15 protein-coding genes and 2 pseudogenes are annotated in these 20905 nt (G+C 64.9%); 8 read left to right on the top strand and 9 right to left on the bottom strand.

All coding sequences use genetic code 11. The features are described from left to right. Positions 1–172: 172 nt before the first annotated feature. Positions 173–892 carry a FadR/GntR family transcriptional regulator gene (locus ACIBW7_RS06235; RefSeq protein ID WP_397045730.1) on the bottom strand — a complete coding sequence of 240 codons (720 nt, stop codon included), beginning with the start codon at positions 890–892 and terminating at the stop codon, positions 173–175. Between the two features lie 62 nt (positions 893–954). On the opposite strand from ACIBW7_RS06235, the gene ACIBW7_RS06230 reads away from it, so the two are divergent. After that, positions 955–1461 (top strand): FCD domain-containing protein, encoded by a 507-nt coding sequence (locus ACIBW7_RS06230; protein WP_397044679.1) that lies wholly within the window; start codon positions 955–957, stop codon positions 1459–1461. On the opposite strand, the gene ACIBW7_RS06225 is transcribed toward ACIBW7_RS06230, so the two are convergent. Continuing rightward, positions 1418–1975 carry a helix-turn-helix domain-containing protein gene (locus tag ACIBW7_RS06225; RefSeq protein WP_397044677.1) on the bottom strand — a complete coding sequence of 186 codons (558 nt, stop codon included), beginning with the start codon at positions 1973–1975 and terminating at the stop codon, positions 1418–1420. The two genes, ACIBW7_RS06230 and ACIBW7_RS06225, sit on opposite strands and share 44 nt — an antisense overlap. A 109-nt stretch (positions 1976–2084) precedes the next feature. Here ACIBW7_RS06225 and ACIBW7_RS06220 point away from each other — a divergent pair, with 109 nt between their 5' ends. Then, a complete protein-coding gene (locus ACIBW7_RS06220; protein ID WP_397044676.1) occupies positions 2085–3557 on the top strand; it encodes an amino acid permease in 1473 nt (490 codons plus the stop codon). Positions 3558–3835: 278 nt separating this feature from the next. Here ACIBW7_RS06220 and ACIBW7_RS06215 read toward each other — a convergent pair whose 3' ends face one another. From ACIBW7_RS06215 to ACIBW7_RS06205, 3 genes and pseudogenes are all read right to left on the bottom strand, one after another. Continuing rightward, a complete protein-coding gene (locus ACIBW7_RS06215) occupies positions 3836–3958 on the bottom strand; it encodes a hypothetical protein (protein ID WP_397044674.1) in 123 nt (40 codons plus the stop codon). A 53-nt stretch (positions 3959–4011) separates the two neighbouring features. Next, entirely contained in the window at positions 4012–4263 is a 252-nt protein-coding gene (locus ACIBW7_RS06210) for a hypothetical protein (protein WP_397044672.1), read from the bottom strand. A 496-nt stretch (positions 4264–4759) separates the two neighbouring features. Then, a pseudogene (locus tag ACIBW7_RS06205) lies at positions 4760–4886 on the bottom strand (IS30 family transposase); the annotation flags it as partial. Between the two features lie 242 nt (positions 4887–5128). On the opposite strand from ACIBW7_RS06205, the gene ACIBW7_RS06200 reads away from it, so the two are divergent. From ACIBW7_RS06200 to ACIBW7_RS06190, 3 genes and pseudogenes are all read left to right on the top strand, one after another. Next, positions 5129–5362, top strand: coding sequence for a hypothetical protein (locus ACIBW7_RS06200; protein ID WP_397044670.1), 234 nt, complete (start codon positions 5129–5131; stop codon positions 5360–5362). Between the two features lie 72 nt (positions 5363–5434). Then, positions 5435–5623: pseudogene (locus ACIBW7_RS06195) on the top strand (IPT/TIG domain-containing protein); the annotation flags it as partial. Next, a complete protein-coding gene (locus tag ACIBW7_RS06190) occupies positions 5624–11914 on the top strand; it encodes an IPT/TIG domain-containing protein (RefSeq protein WP_397045728.1) in 6291 nt (2096 codons plus the stop codon). It begins immediately after the preceding pseudogene. 1039 nt (positions 11915–12953) lie between these two features. On the opposite strand, the gene ACIBW7_RS06185 is transcribed toward ACIBW7_RS06190, so the two are convergent. The 3 genes from ACIBW7_RS06185 to ACIBW7_RS06175 all read right to left on the bottom strand — a co-directional run bounded on the left by ACIBW7_RS06185 (position 12954) and on the right by ACIBW7_RS06175 (position 15953). Continuing rightward, positions 12954–14042, bottom strand: coding sequence for a TIGR03857 family LLM class F420-dependent oxidoreductase (locus ACIBW7_RS06185; protein ID WP_397044669.1), 1089 nt, complete (start codon positions 14040–14042; stop codon positions 12954–12956). A gap of 53 nt (positions 14043–14095) precedes the next feature. Then, positions 14096–15229, bottom strand: coding sequence for a phosphotransferase family protein (locus tag ACIBW7_RS06180; protein WP_397044668.1), 1134 nt, complete (start codon positions 15227–15229; stop codon positions 14096–14098). 88 nt (positions 15230–15317) lie between these two features. After that, the gene (locus tag ACIBW7_RS06175; protein ID WP_397044666.1) at positions 15318–15953 is read right to left on the bottom strand and encodes a TetR/AcrR family transcriptional regulator; all 636 of its coding nucleotides are present in this window, start codon (positions 15951–15953) and stop codon (positions 15318–15320) included. Positions 15954–16360: 407 nt separating this feature from the next. Here ACIBW7_RS06175 and ACIBW7_RS06170 point away from each other — a divergent pair, with 407 nt between their 5' ends. Then, positions 16361–16540 carry a carbohydrate-binding module family 14 protein gene (locus ACIBW7_RS06170; protein WP_397044664.1) on the top strand — a complete coding sequence of 60 codons (180 nt, stop codon included), beginning with the start codon at positions 16361–16363 and terminating at the stop codon, positions 16538–16540. A 593-nt stretch (positions 16541–17133) separates the two neighbouring features. Here the strand turns inward: ACIBW7_RS06170 and ACIBW7_RS06165 are convergent. After that, a complete protein-coding gene (locus ACIBW7_RS06165) occupies positions 17134–17733 on the bottom strand; it encodes a TetR/AcrR family transcriptional regulator (RefSeq protein WP_397044662.1) in 600 nt (199 codons plus the stop codon). Positions 17734–17801: 68 nt separating this feature from the next. Between ACIBW7_RS06165 and ACIBW7_RS06160 the strand changes: the two genes are divergently transcribed. Together ACIBW7_RS06160 and ACIBW7_RS06155 are read left to right on the top strand one after the other, a co-directional pair. Next, complete coding sequence (locus tag ACIBW7_RS06160) at positions 17802–18737, top strand: haloalkane dehalogenase (protein ID WP_397044660.1); 936 nt, start codon at positions 17802–17804, stop codon at positions 18735–18737. A gap of 60 nt (positions 18738–18797) precedes the next feature. Beyond that, positions 18798–20384, top strand: coding sequence for a sulfatase-like hydrolase/transferase (locus ACIBW7_RS06155; protein ID WP_397045726.1), 1587 nt, complete (start codon positions 18798–18800; stop codon positions 20382–20384). Positions 20385–20905: the final 521 nt, after the last annotated feature.

The raw sequence follows: 20905 nt of genomic DNA, 5'->3' as shown, positions 1-20905 counted from the left end.
GAGTAGTGGATGTCGTCTCGCCGGGCAGTTGGCACCGCATCGAACCGTGAAGATCGGCCGTGGTCGGTGGTGCGAGCAGGGCGGCGGCGGCGATCTGGTGCAGGTCTGCCGAGGTGGCGCCGTCGCGGGCTCGGCGGACATTCCTGGCGGGAGTACCAGCAATCGGCCATGGTCAGCGGGGATCGTTGTGTCCGGCCCCGGTGAACATGGTGGCGACGGTGTCCTCGACGATTTGCAGATGTTGGGCCATCGCGCTTGCTGCGGCGTCGTAGGACCGCCCGGCGATCGCCTCGACGATGGCGTGGTGTTCGACGTCGGAGGCCTGCTGACGTGTGGTGAGACGGTTGATCGCTCGTGACTGCTGGGCCATCGCGTCCCGGATCTCGCTGACGACCGCGGCGAACACTGTGTTGCCGCTCGCCTCGGCAACGGCGAGATGGAACGCGCTGTCCAGTAGCACCCATTCGGCGGGATTCTGCTCATGGCGCATGCGGTCGACGAGCAGGCGCAGCCGTGCCAGTTGATCCTCGGTGCGCCGCAGCGCGGCGAACCCCGCGGCAGGCACCTCGATATGCGGACGGGCTTCGCGCAGTTCCGCCGCCGAATAGCTGCCGAACACCGGATTGCTGCGCACACGGTCGGCGATGACGAATGTGCCCTTGCCGGTGTGAGTTTCGGTCAGGCCGAGGGTGGTGCTCGACCGCAGTGCTTCCCTGATCACTGTGCGGCTCACGCCATACCGGACGGCCAGGGCCGACTCTGCGGGCAGTTTGGTGCCGACAGGGAGCTCACCGGACTCGATATCGGTGCGCAGATCGGCCAGCACCGCCTCCGCGGCACCGATCCGCATGGTCTTCGGCTGTCGGCCAGCCCAGCTGTCGGACAGGTTCATGAGATCACTCTCGTCCACGGCGGGCTGCTGCGTCAATCGCAGCGGTTGACGACGCGTATGGGGTGCGCGATCATATTTTGATGAACTTGTCTGACAGGCAGACAGCACGACAGCTAGACTTCTATTGCCTTGCCTCGGAGCAGGAACTCTTCGAGATGTGGGCGCTACTGACGATCCGCACCGCGTACGAGGCGGCGAAGTGTGCCACCAGTGAGCAGGCGCGATCACTGCGCGTTATCGGTGCCGAGCTGGATGGCCAGACGGATGCGCAGGCGTGGGAGAGCATCACCGATGCGTTGCTCGCGGGACTGTGCGAGGCGTGCGGTAATCGCGCGTTCGAAGCGGGCCGGGCTGCGGTATGGATGTCGCTGACAGGCGGGGTGGACCGGGCACCTGCGCTGTGGCATGCGCGTGAGTCGATCAATCGGGCCGTGGGCGCGGTAATCGACGCGGTGCGCCGGTACGCTCCCGATGCTGCGGCAGAAGGGATGCGTCAGCACGTCGAGGCCGTGCGTACTGTGTTGTTCAGCGACGAGGGCGAATTGAGTGATCGCCGAGTCGTGCCGTGATCACGGTACAGTCGTCGACCGCTGTCCACTCATACCGAGACCCCGCGGGCACGATGATGCTGTCACCACCGGCGAGGTCAAGCTCGGTGGCGCCGATGACGAGTTCGATTCGGCCGCGTGCGACATAGACGACGCAGTCCTGTGGATGCGATCGCATCTCAGTTTTCCGGCCTGCCCGACACCGGATCTCGTGCACTGCAATGCCCTCCCCAGCAGGCGCCAAGGACCGCTGCCCGTCGTCGAATACGGCAGGCGCCCTACCGATCTCGATCGGACCGTCAGTGGTTGCCGCGCTGAGTAGGTCGTTGGCGCTACAGTCCAATGCTCGGGCGATCTGCCCCAATGAGTGCAGCGACGGATTGGCCCGGTTGTTCTCGACTTGGCTGAGGAAGGCCACCGACAGGCCACTGCGCTCGCTGAGCTGGGTGAGCGTCAGTCGATGGTGTCGGCGCATAGCCCGGATCGCGCGACCCAACTGCGGTTCGGTGGCCATCCACACACGCTCGCTTGTCATGTCACTCACTTGTTACGTGAACCTAACTCCTTGTGCGACGACGACGGATACCTTCGTCAAAATTATATCCCTATCAAAAGTTTGACGCTCTGATGCAAGGACTCCGACCATGACTGCAACTGCCTCGCAGACATACGACAACTCCGCTCACGCGCACGAGGACGTGGGATACCACAAGGGTCTCAAACCCCGGCAGCTGCAGATGATAGCCATCGGCGGCGCGATCGGAACCGGGCTGTTCCTCGGCGCAGGCGGTCGACTGGCCAATGCCGGGCCGGGCCTGTTCCTCGTGTACGCCGTGTGTGGTGTGTTCGTCTTCTTTATCCTGCGCGCGCTCGGTGAGCTGGTGCTCCACCGTCCGTCGTCGGGATCGTTCGTTTCCTATGCGCGTGAGTTCCTCGGGGAGAAGGCCGCATTCGTCGCCGGCTGGATGTACTTCCTGAACTGGGCGATGACCTCGATCGTCGATGTCACCGCGATCGCGACCTACATGCACTACTGGGGCACCTTTCATGCCATCCCGCAATGGACGATCGCGCTCATCGCCTTGGCGATCGTCTCGGGCATGAACCTCGTATCGGTGAAACTGTTCGGTGAACTGGAGTTCTGGGCTGCGCTGGTGAAAGTTGTCGCCTTGGTTGGCTTCCTGATCATCGGGACCGTCTTTCTTGCCGGCCGGATCGATATCCAAGGACACAGCGCTGGGCTCGCCGTGATCACCGACACCGGCGGGCTGTTCCCGACCGGCTTGTTCCCTCTGGTAATCGTCACCTCGGGCGTGGTATTCGCTTACGCCGCAGTCGAACTCGTCGGCACCGCGGCGGGCGAGACCGAGAATCCGGAGAAGATCATGCCACGAGCCATCAACTCCGTGATTGCCCGCATCGCGGTGTTCTACGTCGGATCACTGGTCCTGCTGGCCCTGCTACTGCCGTACACCGCCTACAAGTCGGGCGAGAGCCCGTTCGTTACATTCTTCTCCAAGATCGGTTTCGATGGGGCCGGCACGATCATGAACATCGTGGTGCTCACCGCGGCGCTGTCGAGCCTCAACGCCGGACTGTATTCGACCGGTCGCATCCTGCGCTCGATGGCGATGAACGGTAGCGCCCCCACCTTCACCGCCCGAATATCGAAGAACGGCGTGCCCTACGGCGGCATCGCGCTGACCGGCGCGATCACGCTGTGCGGCGTCGCATTGAATGCCATCGCACCCGGAGAGGCCTTCGAGATCGTGCTCAACATGTCCGCACTCGGCATCATCGCGTCCTGGGCCACCATCGTGATCTGCCAGATCCAACTCCACCGCTTCGCACGCAAAGGCATCCTCAACCGACCGGCGTTCCGACTTCCCGGCGCGCCCTACACCGGCTACGCGACCCTGGCCTTCCTGGCCGCCGTGCTCGTACTCATGGCCTTCGACCGGCCGATCGGCACATGGACCGTGGCGACCCTCGTCCTGATCGTGCCGGCCTTGATCGGTGGCTGGTTCCTGGTCCGCGGCAAGGTGATGGCCGCCGCGCGCGAACGCATCGGCTACACAGGCGAATTCCCCGTTGTGGCCAACCGTCCCCTCGAATAATGAGCAACTACCGGAACCCTCGCCTCAGGCGGACGCGGAAGAAGTAACAGCGGTGTGGGTGTCGTGCGTGGTGCTTCGAGACCACCACCGATGGCCTGCGGGAGCCGCTCTCGCGACTGCGACGCTCCCCGATGAGGATCACTGTCTGGAGGTCGGTCAAAGGGCTGCGCCACCGATGGTGTATCGCCGTCGGCTCTGCTGCCGGTTCCGCAGCGGTATGCCCCCAGCCGGTGCTGGAGCTCGAAGCATGAATCTCCGGTCGATGCCGCAGAACTCGGTTATTTGGAAGTGCGCAGGCGTTGCATCGTCGCGATGGCATCGGTCAGTGCCGCGGCGATGGCTTCCTTCGCCGCGGCGACCTGAGGTCCCATGTCCTCGGGGGCGACCTCGCGCTGCTGCACGCGCCGTTCCAGTTCTTTCCAAGCTTCGTAGACCGCGCGGTCGAGGTGATCGATCAGGCTGACGATGCCGAGCAGATCAGGGGTGTGGTTGAACTTTTCGCATTCGTCGAATACCAGATATTGAATAGCGCCGTTTCGCTGATGTAGTTCCCGATGAGGACATTGATATCGAGTCCGAGAAAGCCGCAGGAAAGCAGTTTGATCGCAATATTATTCGCGGTTGTTCGGGTCGGTCCTTCCAGTTCTTCGGGTAATTCCCAGTCCGGGAGGTCATGAATCCAGTTCCAGTTGTCGTCGAGTGGCAAGTGCCTTCCTTTCCAAGCAGGTCAAAGGTGCTGCATCAGCCAGTCGGTCGCGGGTTTGGTGTTGGTCGGAATGTCCACGCCGCCTGTCCGTAGAACTTGTGCATGTTACGCAGCTCTGCCTGCCCAGGTTGTAGTCCGGATAGGTGCCCCGCGCTGTATGGGACATCATCGTTTCCGCGTAAGCCATTGCCGCTGAGGGATTCGTGAGCGGTATGCGTACCTCGAGTCGTCCCTGGGGAAGGGTAGCCGGATCGAATTCGGACACACCGTTGTTCGTTGGATTCGTCATGCCGCCGAACTGCGCTGTGTGCATCCATTCGTCACCGTTTCGGACGGAGATGAGTGCGTGCTGCGGCTGACTCGTGTAGTCCAGGTACACGATCGCTTCACCGGGAGCGTCCGGGTATCTCGACGTCGGGTTGCCCGGATACAGCTCGATCGGATCGCTCCAGAAGGTCGGATTGGGCGGGTAGGTGCTGGGATCGGGCGCAGGTGCGAGTTCACTTTTCAGCGCTCGGCGACCCTCGAACATACAGCGACTGGTAGATCGTCTCGTGGGAAACACGCATGCACGGATCGTCGGGAAAGTCGATCAGCAGGCGCCTACTGATCTGCTCCGGGCTCTGTTCGACCAGCAACTGCTGCTCGACATACGCGCCCAGCCCGGAATGGCGGCGGAGCAACGGCACCTTGGGACGGCGAGCACGCTGATCGGCCAACGCCTGGGCAACCGTCGCATCCGCACCAGCGCGGACAGAACCTTCATCTTCATGCAGAGCCCTCCACACCCGAATACCAGGATGTGCGCCCTGTCGATCCCGCGCGGTCACCGGCCCGATCCGGCAAGTGCCGCATCGCGGTACTGGTGCTGCTGGCCACCGCCCTGTATCCGGTGATGGCGGCGATGCTCGTCAACGGGCCGATCAGCCCGATCGGCCGCGACGACATCGACGCCGCCCTGTCCGCTGGCAAACACCGGTGCCGTGTATTGCACCCACCGAGCGGGCGACCGGCCGAACCCGAAAACGGATACAAACCGGACGAAAACGGACCGGGGATTCATTGCCGAAGTGCCGCCGCTGGAGGTTACTGGGGATAAGCGGTTGTAACGGCTAGGCCTGTGCTGCTGCGGGAGAACCCTTTTCACTGACCACTGGTTGGAAGGCAAAAAATGCCGCCTGTAATCACCTCGCTGACACCCTCTTCCGGCCCCGCAGCGGGTTTCAACTCTGTCATCATCACCGGCTCCGGGTTCAGTGGTGTGGGTCCCTTGGGTGTCCGGTTCGGTACGACGGCAACGACATTCACCATCGACTCCAACACCCAGATCACGGCCATCGCCCCGTCAGGAACCGGCACGGTGAACGTCACCGTACAGGCACTGCTGGATGGCACGAGCAACCCGCTGCCCTACACCTATGCCGGGGTTCCTACCTTGACCAGCATCAGTCCGGCTTCGGGTTCGGCGGCTGGTGGTACGACGGTTGTGCTGACCGGGACGAATCTGACGGGTGCGACGGCGGTGAGTTTTGGTGGTACACCGGCGACTTCGTTTACCGTCAACTCGTCGACGCAGATCACGGCGGTGACGCCCGCCCATTCAGTCGGGACGGTGTTGGTCAAGGTCACCACAGCCGGCGGAACGAGTAACGGGGTCTCCTACACCTACGTCGCGGTACCCACCCTTACCGCAATCACCCCGAACGCTGGTCCGGTGGCAGGTGGTACGACGGTTGTGCTGACCGGGACGAATCTGACGGGTGCGACCGCGGTGAGTTTTGGTGGTACACCGGCGACTTCGTTCGTCGTGAACTCGTCGACGCAGATCACGGCGGTGACGCCCGCCCATTCAGTCGGGACGGTGTTGGTCACCGTCACCACCGTGGGTGGAACGAGTAACGGTGTCTCCTACACCTATGTCGCGGTGCCGACTCTGACCGCCATCGCCCCGAGCGCTGGTCCGGTGGCAGGTGGGACGACGGTGGTGCTGACCGGGACGAATCTGACGGGTGCGACTGCGGTGAGTTTCGGTGGTACACCGGCGACTTCGTTCGTGGTGAACTCGTCGACGCAGATCACGGCGGTGACGCCCGCCCATTCAGTCGGGACGGTGTCGGTCACCGTCACCACGGTGGGTGGAACGAGTAACGGTGTCTCTTACACCTATGTCGCGGTGCCGACGCTGACCGCCATCGCGCCGAGCGCTGGTCCGGTGGCAGGTGGGACGACGGTTGTGCTGACCGGGACGAATCTGACGGGTGCGACTGCGGTGAGTTTCGGTGCTACGCCGGCGACTTCGTTCGTGGTGAACTCGTCGACGCAGATCACGGCGGTGACGCCCGCCCATTCAGTCGGGACGGTGTCGGTCACCGTCACCACCGTGGGTGGAACCAGTAATGGTGTCTCTTACACCTACGTTGCGGTGCCGACGCTGACCGCTATTGCGCCGAGCGCTGGTTCGGTGGCAGGTGGGACGACGGTTGTGCTGACCGGGACGAATCTGACGGGTGCGACTGCGGTGAGTTTCGGTGGCACGCCGGCGACTTCGTTCGTCGTGAACTCCTCGACGCAGATCACCGCAGTCGCTCCCGCCGGTGCGGCCGGATCGGTGTCGGTTACGGTCACCACGGTGGGTGGCATCAGTAATGGTGTCTCTTACACCTACGTTGCGGTGCCGACGCTGACCGCCATTGCGCCGAGCGCTGGTCCGGTGGCAGGTGGGACGACGGTTGTGCTGACCGGAACAGGTCTGACCGGTGCGACTGCGGTGAGTTTCGGTGCTACACCGGCGACTTCATTCGTCGTGAACTCCTCGACGCAGATCACCGCAGTCGCTCCCGCAGGTGCGGCGGGATCGGTGTCGGTTACGGTCACCACGGTGGGTGGCACCAGTAATGGTGTCTCTTACACCTATGTCGCGGTGCCGACGCTGATCACGGTGGTGCCCAACGCCGGTCCGGTGACCGGTGGGACCACCGTCGTGCTGACCGGGACGAACCTGACGGGTGCGATCGCGGTGAGTTTCGGTGGCACACCGGCGACTTCGTTCGTGGTGAACTCCTCGACGCAGATCACCGCAGTCGCTCCCGCAGGTGCGGCCGGATCGGTGTCGGTTACGGTCACCACGGTGGGTGGAACCAGTAACGGTGTCTCCTACACCTATGTCGCAGTGCCGACGCTGACCACGGTGGTGCCCAACGCCGGTCCGGTGGCCGGCGGGACGACGGTCGTACTGACCGGGACGAACCTGACCGGCGCGACCGCGGTGAGTTTCGGTGGTACACCGGCGACTTCGTTTACCGTCAACTCGTCGACGCAGATCACGGCGGTGACGCCCGCCCATTCAGTCGGGACGGTGTCGGTCACCGTCACCACAGCCGGTGGAACCAGTAACGGTGTCTCCTACACCTACGTCGCGGTGCCGACTCTGACCACCATCGCCCCGAACGCTGGTCCGGTGGCAGGAGGGACGACGGTTGTGCTGACCGGAACAGGTCTGACCGGTACGACTGCGGTGAGTTTCGGTGCTACACCGGCGACTTCATTCGTCGTGAACTCCTCGACGCAGATCACCGCCGTCGCCCCTGCCGGGTCGGCCGGAACGGTGTCGGTTACGGTCACCACAGCCGGTGGAACCAGTAACGGTGTCTCCTACACCTACGTCGCAGTGCCGACGCTGACCGCCATCGCCCCGAACGCTGGTCCGGTGGCAGGTGGTACGACGGTCGTACTGACCGGCACGAATCTGACCGGAGCGACCGCGGTGAGTTTCGGTGCTACGCCGGCGACTTCGTTCGTCGTGGACTCCGCCACCCAGATCACCGCGGTCACCCCAGTGGGGTCGGCCGGAACGGTGTCGGTTACGGTCACCACAGCCGGTGGAACCAGTAACGGTGTCTCTTACACCTATGTCGCGGTGCCGACGCTGACCGCCATCGCGCCGAGCGCTGGTCCGGTGGCAGGTGGGACGACGGTTGTGCTGACCGGGACGAATCTGACGGGTGCGACTGCGGTGAGTTTCGGTGCTACACCGGCAACCTCGTTCACGATCGACTCCGTCACCCAGATCACCGCAGTCGCTCCTGCCGGGTCGGCCGGAACGGTGTCGGTTACGGTCACCACGGTGGGTGGCACCAGTAATGGTGTCTCCTACACCTATGTCGCGGTGCCGACGCTGACCGCTATTGCGCCGAACGCTGGTTCGGTGGCAGGTGGGACGACGGTTGTGCTGACCGGGACGAATCTGACGGGTGCGACTGCGGTGAGTTTCGGTGGCACGCCGGCGACTTCGTTCGTCGTGGACTCCGCCACCCAGATCACCGCCGTCGCTCCTGCAGGTGCGGCCGGATCGGTGTCGGTTACGGTCACCACCGTGGGGGGCACCAGTAATGGTGTCTCTTACACCTATGTCGCGGTGCCGACGCTGACCACGGTGGTGCCCAACGCCGGTCCGGTGACCGGTGGGACCACCGTCGTACTGACCGGGACGAATCTGACCGGTGCGACCGCGGTGAGTTTCGGTGCTACACCGGCGACTTCGTTCGTGGTGAACTCCTCGACGCAGATCACCGCAGTCGCTCCCGCAGGTGCGGCGGGATCGGTGTCGGTTACGGTCACCACGGTGGGTGGCACCAGTAATGGTGTCTCCTACACCTACGCGGCGGTGCCGACGCTGACCACGGTGGTGCCCAACGCCGGTCCGGTGACCGGCGGGACGACGGTCGTGCTGACCGGGACGAACCTGACGGGTGCGACCGCGGTGAGTTTCGGTGCCACACCGGCAACCTCGTTCACGATCGACTCCGCCACCCAGATCACCGCAGTCGCCCCAGCCGGGTCGGCGGGAACCGTACTGGTCACCGTCACCACAGTCGGTGGCACCAGTAACGGCGTCTCCTACACCTATGTCGCGGTGCCCACCCTCACCGCCATCGCCCCGAACGCCGGTCCGGTGACCGGCGGCACCACAGTCGTGCTCACCGGCACGAACCTGACGGGTGCGACCGCGGTGAGTTTCGGTGCTACACCGGCAACTTCGTTCACGATCGACTCCGCCACCCAGATCACCGCAGTCGCTCCTGCCGGGCCGGTCGGAACGGTACTGGTCACGGTCACCACCGTGGGTGGAACCAGTAACGGTGTCTCTTACACCTACGTCGCGGTGCCGACTCTGACCGCCATCGCCCCGAACGCTGGTCCGGTGGCAGGTGGGACGACGGTTGTACTGACCGGAACAGGTCTGACGGGTGCGACTGCTGTGAGTTTCGGTGCTACACCGGCGACTTCGTTCGTCGTGGACTCCTCGACGCAGATCACCGCCGTCGCCCCAGCCGGGTCGGCCGGATCGGTATTGGTCACGGTCACCACGGTGGGTGGCACGAGTAACGGTGTCTCCTACACCTATGTCGCGGTGCCGACGCTGACCACGGTGGTGCCCAACGCTGGTCCGGTGACCGGTGGGACCACCGTCGTACTGACCGGAACAGGTCTGACGGGTGCGACTGCGGTGAGTTTCGGTGCTACACCGGCGACTTCGTTCGTCGTGGACTCCGCCACCCAGATCACCGCTGTCGCCCCTGCCGGGTCGGCCGGATCGGTATTGGTCACGGTCACCACGGTGGGTGGCACGAGTAACGGTGTCTCCTACACCTATGTCGCGGTGCCCACCCTCACCACGGTGGTGCCCAACGTGGGTTCGGTGGCCGGCGGGACGACGGTCGTACTGACCGGCACGAACCTGACCGGTGCGACTGCGGTGAGTTTCGGTGCCACGCCGGCGACTTCGTTCGTCGTGGACTCCGCCACCCAGATCACCGCTGTCGCCCCAGCAGGGGCGGCCGGAACGGTGTCGGTCACCGTCACCACGGTGGGTGGAACCAGTAACGGTGTCGCCTACACCTACGTCGTGGTTCCCACCCTCACCACAATCGTCCCGAACGCCGGTCCGGTGGCAGGAGGGACGACGGTTGTGCTGACCGGAACAGGTCTGACAGGTGCGACCGCGGTGAATTTCGGTGCCACGCCGGCGACTTCGTTCGTCGTGGACTCCGCCACCCAGATCACCGCCGTCGCCCCTGCCGGGTCGGCCGGAACGGTGTCGGTCACGGTCACCACCGTGGGTGGAACCAGTAACGGGGTCGCCTACACCTACGCGGCGGTGCCGACGCTGACCACGGTGGTGCCCAACGTGGGTTCGGTGGCCGGCGGGACGACGGTCGTACTGACCGGGACGAACCTGACCGGTGCGACCGCGGTGAGTTTCGGTGCTACACCGGCGACTTCGTTCGTCGTGGACTCCGCCACCCAGATCACCGCCGTCGCCCCTGCCGGGTCGGCCGGAACGGTGTCGGTCACCGTCACCACAGCCGGCGGAACCAGTAACGGTGTCTCCTACACCTACGTCGCGGTTCCCACGCTGACCACGGTGGTGCCGAACGCTGGTCCGGTGGCAGGCGGGACCACCGTCGTGCTGACCGGAACAGGTCTGACAGGTGCGACCGCGGTGAATTTCGGTGCCACGCCGGCGACTTCGTTCACGATCGACTCCGCCACCCAGATCACGGCCATCGCCCCGGCGGGGGCGGCCGGGACGATACTGGTCACCGTCACCACCGTGGGTGGAACGAGTAACGGTGTCTCCTACACCTACGTTGCGGTGCCGACACTGACCGCCATCGCCCCGAACGCCGGTCCGGTGGCAGGTGGGACAACGGTTGTGCTGACCGGAACAGGTCTGACCGGTGCGACCGCGGTGAATTTCGGTGCTACACCGGCAACCTCGTTCGTCGTGGACTCCGCCACCCAGATCACCGCTGTCGCTCCCGCAGGTGCGGCCGGGACGATACTGGTCACCGTCACCACAGCCGGTGGCACCAGCAACGGGGTCGCCTACACCTACGCGGCGGTGCCGACGCTGACCACGGTGGTGCCCAACGCCAGTCCTGTGACCGGCGGCACCACGGTCACCATCACCGGGACGAATCTGACGGGTGCGACCGCGGTGAGTTTCGGTGGCACACCGGCGACTTCGTTCAGTGTGGACTCCAGCACCCAGATCACGACCATCGCCCCTGCCGGGGCGGCCGGGACGATACTGGTCACCGTCACCACCGCGGGTGGAACCAGTAACGGTGTCTCCTACACCTACGTCGTGGTTCCCACCCTCACCACAATCGCCCCGAACGCCGGTCCGGTGGCAGGTGGGACAACGGTTGTGCTGACCGGAACAGGTCTGACCGGTGCGACCGCGGTGAATTTCGGTGCTACACCGGCAACCTCGTTCGTCGTGGACTCCGACAACCAGATCACGGCGGTCACCCCTGCCGGGTCAGCCGGGACGATACTGGTCACCGTCACCACCGCGGGAGGAACCGTCAACGGCGTCTCCTTCACCTACGCGGCGGTGCCCACCCTGAGCGCGGTCAGTCCGACTTCGGGCACGGCGGCCGGCGGGACCACGGTCACCATCACCGGGACGAATCTGACGGGGGCGACGGCGGTGAGTTTCGGTGGCACACCGGCGACTTCGTTCAGTGTCGACTCCAGCACCCAGATCACCGCCATCGCCCCAGCCGGGGCGGCCGGGACGATACTGGTCACCGTCACCACCGCGGGTGGAACCAGTAACGGGGTCTCCTACACCTATCTCTGACGGCTGGTGTGGCTGGGCCGTCGGTGGGCAGTTGCCTGCCGACGGCCCAATCGCGTTGCGGCCCAAGGTGTGGGGCCACGATCATGGACGACCATTGCCAGGGTGCTCGACAACCTCCCGAAAGACAGCCGATCGCTGGAGGCGGTTTCGAGCGATCGTCGCAACACGTGAACGGTGTTCCTACTTGATCTCTACGGCGTTGATGGCGATCTGGGGGCTGCGTTGCTACAGGTCGGCAGGCTGGGAAGGTCCTACATCCGTGCGCCGCGACAACGGTAGCCGCCGTTACGACGATCAGCCCTGATAGCGCCCAAAACCGCGGCGCCAAGGCTAGCGCCGATGAGGATTCCAACCAGCAATGTGCCGCCGCTGAGAACGATGGTGGGCAGCACCGAACCGGGGCTGAAAAAGTCCGGCATCGCTGGAACATCCGCTCCTGCCACGACCCGAGCGAATTCGGGTGGTGTTCTGGGCATCGTGAAGCATGAGTACTTCAACCGATATCGACGTCACCTTCGCCGGGGACGATCTCGTACTGCGGCTGGCCATGCGGCCTACCTGGCCCGGTTCACCGGCAGCTCCCTCTCCAGTGCTCACCACCCGAACTCTTTCTGGGATACGAAAGGTGGTGTCCTAGAGGATAATTCGCTGTTCAGGTATGTTGTCGACTTGTCTGTCCTTGGCCGATGGAGGCGAGCTCAGAAACGTCGCCTGTGCTCATCGCAGCGGGTCGCGCCGGATCTTCACTGAGACGAATGCGCGGGATTCGACATCACAAGGCTTCCTCGCGGTCACCTATTGTGTTGTCGGTCTTGCGATGCCATGTGAGTGCCACTGAGAAGTTCGCTGTGGTGCTGCCTGCGGCGATGAACCGCCGACTTCGGCGTGCAGGTCGAGGCCGAACTCGACATGTACTCCCTTCGTTGGAACCCCTGTCCACACACAAGGAAAGTTGAGCCCGAATGCCGTGCCGCCGCAGTTCGTCGGCCGCCGAGCCGACAGGTGGTCATCGGCTCGGCGGGGTACGAGAATCCTTGTGTCAGGCGAACTTTCCCGGGTTCGCCGCCACGGCACGGCGCAAGGTGGGTCGGTTGGCGCGGTAAGCGTCCACCACCGATGACAGCTCATGCGGGCTCGCGCCGTGCATGATCACCGAGTGGCAGCCGAGGTCGTATTCGCGGGAGATCTTCCGCACGCACTGCTCCGGCGTGCCGTATGCGGCCGAGTCGAGCCATTCGTCCGGGATGAGGGCGTCGAACTGCTCCAGCACCTCGACGGAGGCGGAAGCGTCGATGGGGCCCGCCGCCGCGGCGTCTTGGTACAGCTGCGTGGTGCGAATTCGCTCCCACACCTGCGGATCCCAGCCGTTGGCGCTGATCAGGATGTCGGCGTACGCCTGTAGGTAGGTCACCAGCCGGCCGGTTCGCCGACGCAGCTGATCCGCTTCGGAGAGTGCGTCACTCGCGGTCGCCAGGCACGACCAGATGCGGACGCTGTCGGGGTCCTTGCCTGCTCGTTCGGCGCCGCGGCGCACCGCCGCAACGGAATTCGCTGTGGCCTCGTCGGAGAAGAAGGTGTGCAGTACGACGAAGTCGCCGATCTCGCCGGCGAGTTCGAGGGTCTTCGGGCCTACTGCGACAAAGCCGATCGGGGGCGCGGCGTCGAGGCCGTTCTGGTGGTACAGGACGGGCCATTTGCCAGCGGGCCCATCGTGATTCACGATGGTCTCGCCGTCCCAGAGGCGGCGCAGGATGCCGACGAAATCCCGCAGTTGCGCTTCGGTGACGGCGCGCAGGCCGATCGCCTTCCAGTTCGCCGCCATCCCGCGGCCGAATGCCATGGCGTATCGGCCTTCGGTCATCGCCTGCATGGTCGAGCCGATCGTTGCCGTCACCATCGGGTGCCGGGTGTGGTGATTCGTTGCCGCCGCGGCGATTCCGAGGTCGGTCGTGCATCCGGCGAGGCCGCCGGACAAGACAGCGGAGTCCTTGACGGTCATGCGCTCGCCGATCATGCACGAGCCGAGTCCGAGCTGCTCCGCGTCGCGAGCCTCGGGCAGCAGAACACGGGCGTCGGCGGGGTGCCGGGTGATGCAGTAGTAGGCCAGTTCGTTCAGTTGGTCGGTCACGAGAGTGGTACTTCCCCAATAGTGTTCGGAGCGGCGAAGGTCGACGCCGGGTGTCAGGCGCCGAGTTCGGCGAGCAGTTCTTCGACGAGCGATCGGTGGTGGAGCAGCAACTCGATGTCGTCGGGACGTTCCATCTCGCCGAAATGGATCTGCCGACCACCGGCGCGCATGAAGACGACGCTGTAGTTCAGGGCGGCGAACATCGTGTACCAGGTGAGGTCGGCGAGCTCAACGCCCGAGTGCACGGCGTAGGTCGCGCGCACGTCTTCCACGCGCATGAAGTCCGGCATGCCCGGCAGGCCGAAGTTGTTGGCGATCGCATGAAAGACGCGGTGCCCGAACACGATCCAGGCCACATCGAGCTCGCGGGGGCCGATCGTCGCCATTTCCCAATCGAGTACCGCGACCGGTGCGAAGTCCCGGTACATACAGTTGCCGAGCCGCGCATCACCCCAGGAAAGCACGGTCTCGTAGGACGAGGGCTCCGGGAGCTTGGCCGTGAGCCACGTCAGGATTCGCTCCGCCAACGGTGACGGGCCGATATCGCGAGCCGCGAACTCGTACCATGCGCGGGCTCGGTTCAGGTTTCGTTCGAGCAGGCTCGCACCGGGCTGCCGCGGGTCCAGGAACGCGAAAGTGGTTGCCGCGTCCGGGATTGCGTGCAGTTTCGCGAGCGTCTCGATGGTGCTTTCCTGCACTCGGCGCTGCTGCTCTGGGGCAGCGTCGAAGAGCCAGTTGTCGCCGAAGGTGTAGGGCATGACATCGGGCGGCACCCGGCCGGCGACGCGGTCCATCAGAAGAAGCGGCGTGCCCAGCACATCGCCGGTCGGCTCGAGGAACCGCACCTGTGGGACGGGGACGTCGGTGGCTTCAGCCACGATGCGCATGACGTCGAATTGGTCTCGCAGGTTGTAGTGCTCGTAGACGGGGAAGTCGCCGGGAGCTGGCACCACCCGGGCGATCAGGTCGGCGACCTGCGTGTCTCCGGCTTCACGCCAGCTCAGGGTGAGGGTCAGGGTCTCCGCGGACATGCCGTTGCTGTCGATGCCGGACCCCAGCGTGAGCTTCGGATCAGCCTCGTCGGGCAGCTGTGTTGCCAGCCATCCGGTGAGGCGTGGGATCAGGGCGGCGGGGTCGCGGCTGCTGCGCTGCAGGCGCATGCCCTGGTCATCGGGAGGCGGAGACATGGATCACTCCTGACTGAATTGCAAAGGCTGGAGGTAACAGTGGACCTCCCCTTCGCAATTGTCAACGAGGGTTCTCAAAGAATGCGAGTCACTGCAGGTAGACCGCTATCGCGTCGACCAGGCAGTGGCGCGCGTTCGCCAGCTCGGCGGGTGAGGAAAGCCGGCGCTCGTTATTGATGCCGCGCATGGCCATCGGAATGAGGGCCTGGACCCGACGCACCTTGTCCGAATCGAGGGGCAGGTCCGCCAGAAAGTACTCGAATGCCCTGAGCCAGGCATCCTCGTACCCGGCCATCGCCGCCGTGGTCCGGGGGAAGACCTCGAGCCGCTCGTCCGGACCATTGGGCAGTCCGGCCCGCAGCGTCTCGACCGCTCGCCCCTCGGGTGTATCGAGGATGGTCCAGATGGCATCGACCACCTCCCACACTCGCTCCCGGATCGAACCGGTCACCTGCGGCCAGATCTCGGGGCTGTTCGCCCCACTACGATCGGTCAACTCGATGAGCACCGCGGCCCACAATCCGTCGATGTCGCCGAACTGATGCTTCAAGGTGCCCCAACTGACCCCGGCCGCACGGGCAACCCGATTCGCCGACAGCGGTTCGCTGGACCCCGCCGCGAGACAGACGATGGCGATATCGAGCAGCCGCTGCCTCGTCTCCCGCCCCTTCCGATTGAGGCGAGTTCCGGCCGCGGACTGCATTGTCGGACTCGCTTCGGTCATCGCTGCTTCCGTTCCGCACATCCCGAAATCTCGGAATCTCCGATTGTCGTTCCGACGATAGCGCCACGTTTGTCAGAGCCCGCGACCCGCTCGGAGCGACACCGGCCACCACCTCGAACGTTGAACGCCCCGTGGGGGGCATGACGGCAGGTGGCCCAGCCACGCCCGCGCTGGACTCCGGTCGGGAGTCGCTCGAGCGCAGCTCCGGTATGCGGATCCGGCGGGCCCGCGGATCGCACAAGGCGCAGTCGCGAACCCGCATCCAGCTGCATTGGCTACCTGTAGGGTCGTCGGTCGATCGTAACCGTAACTTGGAGAGGGTGATTCACGTAGAAGCCCGACACCGAAGGCTATTTGCGTGCTCTGATGGAGCAACCCCGCACCAGCACTGAGAAGGGACACCTACCATGCCTGATGAGGATCGCTTGGTCGACTGGTACGACTGTTCGGGCAAGGAGGACGGCGACTACCCGCATCCGGACGGCGACACCACCAAGTTCATGTCGTGTGTCGCCCGAAGTCACGCCTACGAGCGCAATTGCCCGCCAGGCACGCATTTCGACCCTGAACAGGGGAAATGTGTATAGGAGCAGGACCAACGCCATATCCGTGTTTTTCAGCTATTACTACCGAACCGCTGATAGGGCCACACGTCGCCGCATGCCGATGGTGATCTTGCCGGATGTGTGGATCCGGTCCGGTGGGGTAGCGAGCTTGGTTTACTCGATCTTGGAGATTCACCCTGGACGACGACTACGACATCATTCGTGGTGACCAATCGATGACAGCGGATGAGTCAGTGTTGCGTGCGGAAAGGTATGCACCCCAGCTGATTTGGGCGTAGCTGGGGACTGCCGGAAAGACGGCGGATCTGATCTCGGTCCGATGAGTCGGACCTTCGATGGGACCACAACATATCTGGTGAACCGGGCCCAGGCCGATGACCTGAAACAGAAGGGCGCAGGGTATCTCGGGCCGCGGTCGTGCGAGGTGCTCGCCCTCGAGGTCGCCGATGTCGATGAGAGCCGCGGCAGGCTACGGGTCTGGGGCAGGGGCGGCAAAGAGTGGGCGGTGCCGCTCGATAGCGATGTCGCCCGGAAATTCGGGCTTATCTGCTCATCCAGCGACTCGGATCCCGTTCTGTGCGTGCGTTTCTGGTGTCGAAGAGTCCGCACGACGGTCAGCCGGTGCTCGCGGCGGCGGTTGCGTCGATGACGGTCGGTGCGGGTGCGATCAGGGCGGTAAGGGTAGCGCCGACGGCGGCTCGGGCGGCATCCACGGAGAGGCCTTGATGGCGGCGGAATACGTCCCAGGCCTCCCATGAAGCGGCGGCGTAGGCGGCCTCGCGGGCGGGGCGGTCGAGGCGCTCGAGTTCGGGGAGGTTGGCGCGCAGGTGGGCGCGCAGGGCGGCGCGGCTTTCGTGTAAACGCTCGGCGAGGACGGCGGATTCGTGCTCACGCAGCACGGCCGCGCGGCGGGTGCCCGAAATGCGCTCGTACAGTTCGGCTCGCAGCTCGACCAGGATCTCGATGCGATGACCCGGATCGCCGATCACCGGACGGAGCAGGGGAAACCAGTGTCGCTGCATTTGCGTCTGGGCGGCGTCGGCATACATCGACTCGAGATCGGTGAAGTGATGGAACACCGACCTGGTCGCGACCCCGGCTCGCTCGGCCACGGCCCGTGCGGTCGGCTGCAGATCGCCTTCTTCCGTGAGCGCCAGCACGGCATCGAGCACCGCCTGACGGTTTCTTGCCGCCCGAGCGGTGCGTCCATCCATCGCGGTTCATTCTAACCTGCCGCAGCAATAGTTGCACTCATGATGCAAGAACATTTAGTGTCAGGACTATGCACGTACTGCGCACGCCTGAGGAACGGTTCTCAGCCTTGCCCGACTTTCCGTTCCCGCCGCACTATGTCGACGTTGCGGCCGGTGACGGCGACAACTGCCTGCGCGTGCACTACCTCGACGAAGGCCCACGAGATGGCGAAGTCGTCGTACTGCTGCACGGCGAGCCATCCTGGAGTTTCCTGTACCGCAGCATGATTCCGGTGCTCGTCGCGGCGGGCCGGCGGTGTGTCGCACCGGATCTGATCGGCTTCGGCCGCAGCGACAAGCCCGTCGACCGAGCTGACTACACATATGCCCGCCATGTCGAATGGCTGCGAGAAGCGCTCTTCGACCACCTGGATCTCGCGTCCATCACGCTGGTCTGCCAGGACTGGGGCGGTCTGATCGGAATGCGGCTCGTCGCCGAACATCCCGATCGCTTCGCTCGGGTGGTCGCGGCCAACACCGGACTTCCCGACGGAACGGCAACGCTGAGCGACGCCTTTCTCACTTGGCAGCGGTTCTCACAGGAAACGCCGCAGTTCCCGGTCGGGGCCATAATCGAAAATGGTTGCCGGGCAAAGCTTTCCCCCGAGGCAGTGGGCGCCTACGACGCCCCGTTTCCCGATGAGAGCTACAAGGCCGGTGCCCGTGCCTTCCCCCTCCTGGTCCCGACCCGGCCCGACGACCCGGCCGCCGCGGCGAACCGTCGGGCCTGGGAGCAGCTGGCCCGCTTCGACAAACCGTTTCTCACCGCCTTCTCCGATGGCGACCCGATCACAGCCGGCGGCGAGAAGATCTTCCAGCGCAAGATCCCCGGGGCGTCCGGTCAATCGCACACGGTGATCGAGGGCGCGGGACATTTTCTGCAAGAGGACGACGGTCCTCGGCTCGCGTCGGTGGTGAACCACTTCATGGACGCTTCATCTCAGCACCCGACCGAAAGGCAGTAGGACACAGTGTCGATCAGCAGGCGTGGGTTCTTCGGTGGCGGAGCGGCGGCGACCGCTGCCATGACCATCGGGAGCCCGAGCGCATCCGCCCGGCCGCGCATGGACATTCACCCCGACAAGCCGAATATTCTCGTCGTCATCGTCGACGAGATGCGGGCCCCCATGTGGTTCCCGGACCAGCCCGTGCTCGACACCATCCTTCCGAACATCGCCGGGTTGCGGTCCAAGTCGGTCTCGTTCGAACAGCACTACACCGCCGCCAACGACTGCACGCCCTCCCGCGGCGCGATGGTAACCGGCCTGTACTCACATCAGACCGGCTGTATGTCGACCTCGACCTCGCAGCTGTCGCCGAGCTTCCCGACCTGGGGCTCGATGCTGCGCGAACAGGGGTATCGCACCTCGTGGTGGGGCAAATGGCATTTGGGCCACGACGCCGACACGACGCCGGGCGGGTTGGAGCGTCATGGCTTCGACGGCGGTACCTACCCTTCGCCCAACGGCACGCCCGAGCAGGGTCTGCAGATGGACGGCCGGATCGTCGACCAATTCGTCGACTGGTTCAATACCGATGCGGGCCAAGGCCCCTGGTCTACGACGGTGTCGCTGGTCAACCCGCACGATGTCCAGTGGTGGCCGCGCTGGACCCGGCGCACCTCGGCGTTCAACAACATTCCGCGCTGGATCGACACCTTGCCCGCCAATCATGAGACCCTCGAACAACTCTCGCGCAAGCCTCGTCTGCAGCTGGCCTTGGTACAGGTGTCCGCGGCGACCTTCGGCGTCGCGCCGTACGGCACGCCCGACGCCGACCGGGAGTGGATCGACCTGCTCAATCTCTACCTGTGGTTCCAGCAACAGGTGGACATCCAGATCGGCCGGGTACTGACGGAACTGGCGACTCGTCCGGAGGTGGCGGCCAATACCGTGGTGGTGTTCACCTCCGATCACGGTGACTACGCCGGCTCCCACGGCTTGCACGGCAAGGGTGGCGGGGCCTACGACGAGGCCATCCGGGTGCCGCTGTTCGTCTACGACCCGCGCGGTGACCTCACTCCGGCAGCCGGCACCCGCACCCAGCTGACCTCCAGCATCGACCTGGCCCCACTACTGCTGACGATCGGCGCGGGCGGCGACGGCTGGCGCGGCGACGAGCGCTACGCCCATCTGGCAAGCAGACACGATATCGCCGCGGTCTGCCGCGACTCGGGCGCGCCGGGGCGGCCCTGGATCGTGCACACCACCGACGAACACTCCATAGAGGAAGCGGCGGTGCTGTTCGACCGCAACGCACCCGGCCATGTGGTGGCCGTCCGGACCGCCGACGCGAAGTTCGTCCGCTACTCGCACTGGGTGCAGGGCTCCGCGGAGATCGACCCGTTGCTCGAGGAGGAGTACGAGCTCTACGACTACTCGACCCGCGACGGTGAACTCGAACTGGACAACACCGCCGCGGTGGGCGGGGGCCTGCGCGACGCGATGAGCCGGCTGCACGACGAAGCCGTCAGCGAAGAGCTGCACCGACCGCTGCCCGACTACCTGCAGCGGGCACAGCAAGAGGGCTGGAACGACTACAACACCCAGATCGCCAAGCCGTTCGGCGAGCAGCTCAGCGACTTCCTCCGCGACGGCATCGGCGCGAAGTAGCCCGCGCGACCAGTACCTATCGGCCGGATCAGGTTGTGTCCGAATGGATTCGGGTCAATCTCACCGCCTACCACCAGCAGGCGCGAACGGTGCACCTCCGCTGGGGCCGGCACGGTATGGGCGCTGCTCGAGGAGTACGTCGCGGGCATCGGCCTGGACGAAAGAGTTATCCGGCATTGCATGATCTCGCGATGTCGGGCCGGGTCCGCCGGACCCGCTACGAACAAGCCGAGGGCCTGAGTCTGCAACAGCCGCAACGCGATCTGCGCGACCTCGTTGCACTGGGGGTGCTCGAGCCGGTCGGCCGTACCCGAGCACGCTTCTACACCGCCGGACCGGATTACCTGGGACACGTATCAGAAGTCGCCGGCACCCCGACCATCCTTACCGGCGGTAACGCGGACCGCCGCCGTCGGGTCAGGGCCGTGTTGAGGTCGGCGAGAAACCGCAGCCAGGCGCGCCAGTCGCTGGCGTGGGCGTCGGCGGTATTGCGGCGCGGCTGGATGTGGTCGGCCGCGTCC

The organism is Nocardia sp. NPDC049526, assembly GCF_044465765.1.
Taxonomy (GTDB): Bacteria; Actinomycetota; Actinomycetes; order Mycobacteriales; family Mycobacteriaceae; genus Nocardia.
The sequence above is the reverse complement of the archived record's forward strand: the minus strand, read 5'-3'. Positions and strand labels throughout refer to the sequence as shown.

Coding starts and splice junctions, on each gene's coding strand:
- ACIBW7_RS06235 (WP_397045730.1), bottom strand. CDS start 892: ATGAACCTGTCCGACAGCTGGGCTGGCCGACAGCCGAAGACCATGCGG.
- ACIBW7_RS06225 (WP_397044677.1), bottom strand. CDS start 1,975: ATGACAAGCGAGCGTGTGTGGATGGCCACCGAACCGCAGTTGGGTCGC.
- ACIBW7_RS06220 (WP_397044676.1), top strand. CDS start 2,085: ATGACTGCAACTGCCTCGCAGACATACGACAACTCCGCTCACGCGCAC.
- ACIBW7_RS06180 (WP_397044668.1), bottom strand. CDS start 15,229: ATGTCTCCGCCTCCCGATGACCAGGGCATGCGCCTGCAGCGCAGCAGC.
- ACIBW7_RS06175 (WP_397044666.1), bottom strand. CDS start 15,953: ATGACCGAAGCGAGTCCGACAATGCAGTCCGCGGCCGGAACTCGCCTC.
- ACIBW7_RS06170 (WP_397044664.1), top strand. CDS start 16,361: ATGCCTGATGAGGATCGCTTGGTCGACTGGTACGACTGTTCGGGCAAG.
- ACIBW7_RS06165 (WP_397044662.1), bottom strand. CDS start 17,733: ATGGATGGACGCACCGCTCGGGCGGCAAGAAACCGTCAGGCGGTGCTC.
- ACIBW7_RS06160 (WP_397044660.1), top strand. CDS start 17,802: ATGCACGTACTGCGCACGCCTGAGGAACGGTTCTCAGCCTTGCCCGAC.
- ACIBW7_RS06155 (WP_397045726.1), top strand. CDS start 18,798: ATGACCATCGGGAGCCCGAGCGCATCCGCCCGGCCGCGCATGGACATT.